This window comes from Microvirga massiliensis (genome assembly GCF_001006805.1).
Lineage (GTDB): Bacteria > Pseudomonadota > Alphaproteobacteria > Rhizobiales > Beijerinckiaceae > Microvirga > Microvirga massiliensis.
In genome coordinates this window covers 66,638-71,162 of record NZ_LN811360.1, presented here as the reverse complement: position 1 = coordinate 71,162, position 4,525 = coordinate 66,638, and the positions used below count along the sequence as shown (strand labels likewise).

Annotated in this window: 5 protein-coding genes; 1 reads left to right on the top strand and 4 read right to left on the bottom strand. The window is 59.0% G+C overall.

Annotated features, from left to right (window positions below; translation table 11 throughout):
• From BN1233_RS28320 to BN1233_RS28305, 4 genes are all read right to left on the bottom strand, one after another.
• Positions 1-426, bottom strand: a 426-nt coding sequence (locus BN1233_RS28320) for an ABC transporter ATP-binding protein (protein WP_046864883.1), incomplete at its 3' end; no start/stop codon positions are given.
• Positions 427-475: 49 nt separating this feature from the next.
• Positions 476-1,285, bottom strand: a complete 810-nt coding sequence (locus tag BN1233_RS28315; RefSeq protein ID WP_147707609.1) for a carbohydrate ABC transporter permease — start codon at positions 1,283-1,285, stop codon at positions 476-478.
• Positions 1,272-2,216, bottom strand: coding sequence for a carbohydrate ABC transporter permease (locus tag BN1233_RS28310; RefSeq protein WP_082145703.1), 945 nt, complete (start codon positions 2,214-2,216; stop codon positions 1,272-1,274). Before BN1233_RS28310 ends, BN1233_RS28315 begins: the two co-directional genes overlap by 14 nt.
• On the bottom strand, positions 2,192-3,493 hold the full coding sequence (locus BN1233_RS28305) for an extracellular solute-binding protein (RefSeq protein WP_046867008.1): 1,302 nt from the start codon (positions 3,491-3,493) through the stop codon (positions 2,192-2,194). Before BN1233_RS28305 ends, BN1233_RS28310 begins: the two co-directional genes overlap by 25 nt.
• Positions 3,494-3,649: 156 nt before the next feature.
• On the opposite strand from BN1233_RS28305, the gene BN1233_RS28300 reads away from it, so the two are divergent.
• A complete protein-coding gene (locus tag BN1233_RS28300) occupies positions 3,650-4,462 on the top strand; it encodes an IclR family transcriptional regulator (RefSeq protein ID WP_046867007.1) in 813 nt (270 codons plus the stop codon).
• Positions 4,463-4,525: the final 63 nt, after the last annotated feature.

Here is a 4,525-nt window from a genome sequence, read left to right as displayed (position 1 = left end):
AACGCGCTGGCGCTGGCCGCCCGAGAGCTGGCGCGGGTAGCGGTCGAGGAGCTTCGTGAGCCCGAGGATCTCGGCGGCGCGGTTCACCTTGGTGGCGATCTCGGCCTTCGGCGCCCCCCTGAGCTTCAGCGAGAACGCCATGTTGTCCGCGACCGTCATGTGCGGATAGAGCGCGTAGTTCTGGAACACCATCGCGATGTCGCGCTCTTTCGGGGGCACGTTGTTGACCACCCGCGGGCCGATGCGGATCTCGCCGCCCGTGATGTTCTCGAGGCCGGCGATCATCCGCAGCAGGGTGGATTTCCCGCAGCCCGAGGGGCCGACCAGGATCACGAACTCGCCGTCCTGGATGTCGACCGAAACCCCGTGGATGACCTGTGTCGCCCCGTAGGCTTTTCTCACGTCCCGTATCTCAACCGAGGCCATGAATTGCCCGTTCCCGTGGTGGATGGATAAGAAGGGTTCTGCGCAACCGCTACTTCACAGCGCCGGCACTAAGGCCATGGATCAAATGTCGCTGAAGCAGGAAGAAGAGGATCGCAGGCGGAACGATCGATATGATTGCACCCGCGGCAATCTTTCCCCATTCGATGCCAAAATCCGACAAATAGAAATAGAGCCCAACCGACACGAGCCGCATGTCCTGCTTGGCTGCGAGACTTACCGCGATGATGAACTCGTTCCACACGTAAACGAAAACGATTAGGCCGGCAGCAATAAGTCCTGGCAAAAGCTGCGGCAGAACAATCCTGATGAACGCGCCCGCCCGCGAGCAACCATCCACGAGCGCCGCTTCCTCGAGCTCAACTGGTATCGCGTCCAGGAACGAGCGCAGCAACCAAAGGGTGCCAGGAAGCTGCCAGGCGGTGAATACGATGATGAGCACTTGATAAGTGTTCAGCATCTGGATTTTTGCTGCGTAGGCATAGAGCGGCACAAGCACAGCTATGACCGGCGTCATGGATGCGATCAGTAAGCCGACCATAGCAGCCTCACGTCCCCGAAAGCGGAAGCGCGAGGCAGCATATGCTCCAAGGCACGCGGACGTGAGCGTGCAGATCACAGTCAACACTGCCACAATCGTTGTATTCAGAAAATACTGTCCCATCAGGGATTCAAACAGCACGGCCGCGTAGTTCCGCAACGAGAATGATGCACTGGAACCCGCAACTCCTTGCGTTGGATCGAGGGATAGGAGGAAAAGCCAAGCAAGGGGAAGCACCGCTCCTAGGCTCGCCAGCGCGACAATGACGTACATCCACAGAGATGCCTTATCGCGAAACACGACCAGCCTCCTTCAGGACGAAATGGCGGATGTAGAATGCGCTCAGTGCCAGGTTCAGCAGAAACACGACAACGCCGGTCGCTGCGGAATATCCGAAATGGTAATTGGTGAATGCTTCACGCCAGATACGAAGCGACAGTAAATAGGTTGCTTCGTTCGGGCCGCCGCTCGTGAGGATAAACGGCAAGGTAACGAGAGTGAAGTACTCGAATGTGAGAAGGATCAGAACGACAGCAATCGTTCGACCTACCATCGGCAAGGTAATATAACGGAACTCTGCCCACCGGGACGCTCCGTCGAGCCGAGCGGCCTCATAAAGTTCGGATGGAATTGATTGGATGGCCGCTAAGATCAGCACGAGGGCAAACGGATAGGACCGCCAGACGTTCGCCATGACCATCGCAGCCATCGCGCCGGTCTCGTCGCCGAGCGGAGCAACCGTCCACCCAAAGGCTGATTGAGCGAAGTGGGTCAACGGTCCGAAGTTGGCGTCCAAGAGAGCCTGCCAGAGGAGGGCCGTCACCACCTGGGAAACCAGCCAAGGCACCATGATCAGCGTCCGCAGCAGCCCGCGGCCGCGCAGTGGCGCCTCCATGACAACGGCAAGCAACAGTGCCAACGCAAGCGTCAGCACATCGGATGCGATCACGAAAGTGGCGGAGGCCAGAAAGGATTTTGCGCCACTGGCGCTGAAAAGGGGAGCGAAGTTGGCGACCCCGTTCCAGTCGCCAATTTGGAAGTAATTCGCCGAGTGGAACGCGATATAGAATAGATTTGCGATCGGGTAGATGGTGATCGAGAAAACAAAGCCCATAGCGGGCAGGAGCAGCAGATACGGCTGCGCACCTCTGAGCAGGTTCCTCAGTGATGGGCCGCGAACAGCGGCCCATCGTTCAGCCGGAGCAGCTATGCCTTGCGCGCCGTTTCCCATTCTTCCGCAACCTGCTGGAGTGCTTCACGGACCGGACGTCCGGTCATCATCTGCTGTGCGGCCAGGGCAAGTCGCGTCTGCAGATAGTCTGTCCGCTTCGGATATTTGAAGACGTGCGGGCTCGAAGACATGTAGTCGAGCGCAAACTTGATATCGGCAGCCTCTGGTGCGGTGAACCAAGGATCACTCAGTACTGATTTGCGTGAAGGGATCTCGTTGGCGATCTTCGCGTTCGCGAGTTGCGCCTCGGGCGAGATCAGGCTCTCGACAAAGAGGCCCGCCGCCTCGGGCTCCTTGCATGACTTTGTCATCATCAGGAACTTACCGCTTGCGAATGCCGGGCACGGGCCGTTCGGGCCCGGCTGCTGAGCAAGTGCCAACGCATTGCCAAGGGACGCGCGGGCCGACGAGACGATGTTGCTAGTCAGAATGGTCGAAAGAGCCCTGCGCCCCTTCATTGCGTCGAGCAAGTTGTCTCGTGTGAGCGAGATGATCGACTCGGGGGTCATTTTGTGCTTGCGGACCATTTCGAGCAGCCACTCGAACGGCTGCATGCCGTTCTCGTTGACAAAACCGACTTGGCCATCTGCCGTGACGTATTCGGCGCCGGACGCCCAGAGCGCCGGGATGAGCCAGTCAGTGAACTCGACCGCGTTCCCCTGCTGACTCAAACCCGTTAGGAATCCAGGCTTACTGTGCTTTTCGGCGAACGGCTTGAGGTATCCTGGAAGCTCGTTCCAGTTTGTCGGCGGCTGGCCCTCGACCTCGTCCTTGAGATACCAGAACTCGTTGTTGAGCAGCGCATTCCAATAAAAGGCCATTTTCTGGCCGTCATACACGGTGTTGTCCCAGGGGAGAACGAAGTCATTCTTCTGTTCGTCAGTCCACCCTTTGGCGACGTAATCATTTAGCGGAGCGGCAGTGCCGGCGCCGACTTGATCCGGAAGATTGGTCGTTGAGAGCTGCGCAAGATCGGGTCCGGCTCCGGAGAGCACAGCCTGGATGACCTGCTGGCCCATAACCTGCCACGGTACCGGTTGAACTTCGACCTCAATGTCAGGATGCTGCTTCCTGAAGACCTCAATCATGGCCGTCTCGCCTTCTGAGCGGGCGGTGTTGGCCTTAGGGTCCAAGGGGCTCCAGTAAACGATCTTCGCCTTCTTGGCGATGGCGGGCGTCGACAGTCCTATGGCCGCCGCAGCAGTGCCAAGCGTTGTCGCCTTGATGAATGAGCGGCGCGAGATCGCAGTGCGTCCGCCAAGCGTGAAACGGGGCATGGGGCTCCTCCGATTTGTCCCTGAGTTGGTAGTCGGCACTACTTCCCAGGAGCGGTCATGTTTCGTATATGAAACGCCGTTTCTCAATTCTGCCGAGCGGGACCCCTGTGTCAAGTGCTTTCGCACCGGAGTTCCAGGCGCTAGCTAGGTCAAGTTATGACAATCGACGATTCAACCGAAGATCGCTACATCGTCCCGGGGTTGCGACGTGGTCTGGCGATTCTCAGGCTTTTTTCGAAGACGCGCCGCGTGATCACTGTTCCGCAAATCGTGCGCGAGCTCGGAATATCGCGGGCCACCGCTTTTCGGCTCACATACACGCTTGAGACGGACGGATATTTGAGGCGCGTGCCTCACTCGAATGCATTTCAGCTCGGTCTGAATGTCCTCTCTCTCGGCTTCGAGTACCTTGGTTCGCTCGACCTCGTTGACGTCGCTCGTCCGGTTCTTGAGGATCTCCGAGATCAGATGGACGCCTCAGCCCACATGGGTGTGCTGGACCGAACAGAGGTGGTCTATGTCTTGAAGGCACCGTCTCAGCACCGCTTGCGGAGCAATGTAACGATCGGTGGTCGGATGCCGGCCCATGCAACCTCGATTGGCCGCGCCCTCCTGTTCGACACGCCGCTGGAGCACCTGCGCGCACTCTATCGCGAAGTGAAAATGGAGGTGTTCTCGAAACAGACCCCCGGGACAGTGGCAGAGCTGCACGCACAGCTGGAAGAGGAGCGGCAGAAGGGATACGTCTCCTATCGCTCCGCTTTTGCCGCTGGCATCGCAAGCGTTGCGGCCCCCGTGCGCGATGCCAGCGGCCAGATCGTGGCTGCCATCAACGTTTCCGACTATGAGTCCCTACCCGGCATGCAGGACGAGAAGCATCTCGCAGACGCAGTCCGCCGTGCCGCTATGGCGATCTCTCGCGGTCTCGGCTACCGCCCAGACGCCACCCCGAACCAGTCGGTCGCGTAATGGAGCTATGACTGGTGGGCCTTCAACCGTGAATCAGACCCGGCTGCGATTGCGAGGGCTTCC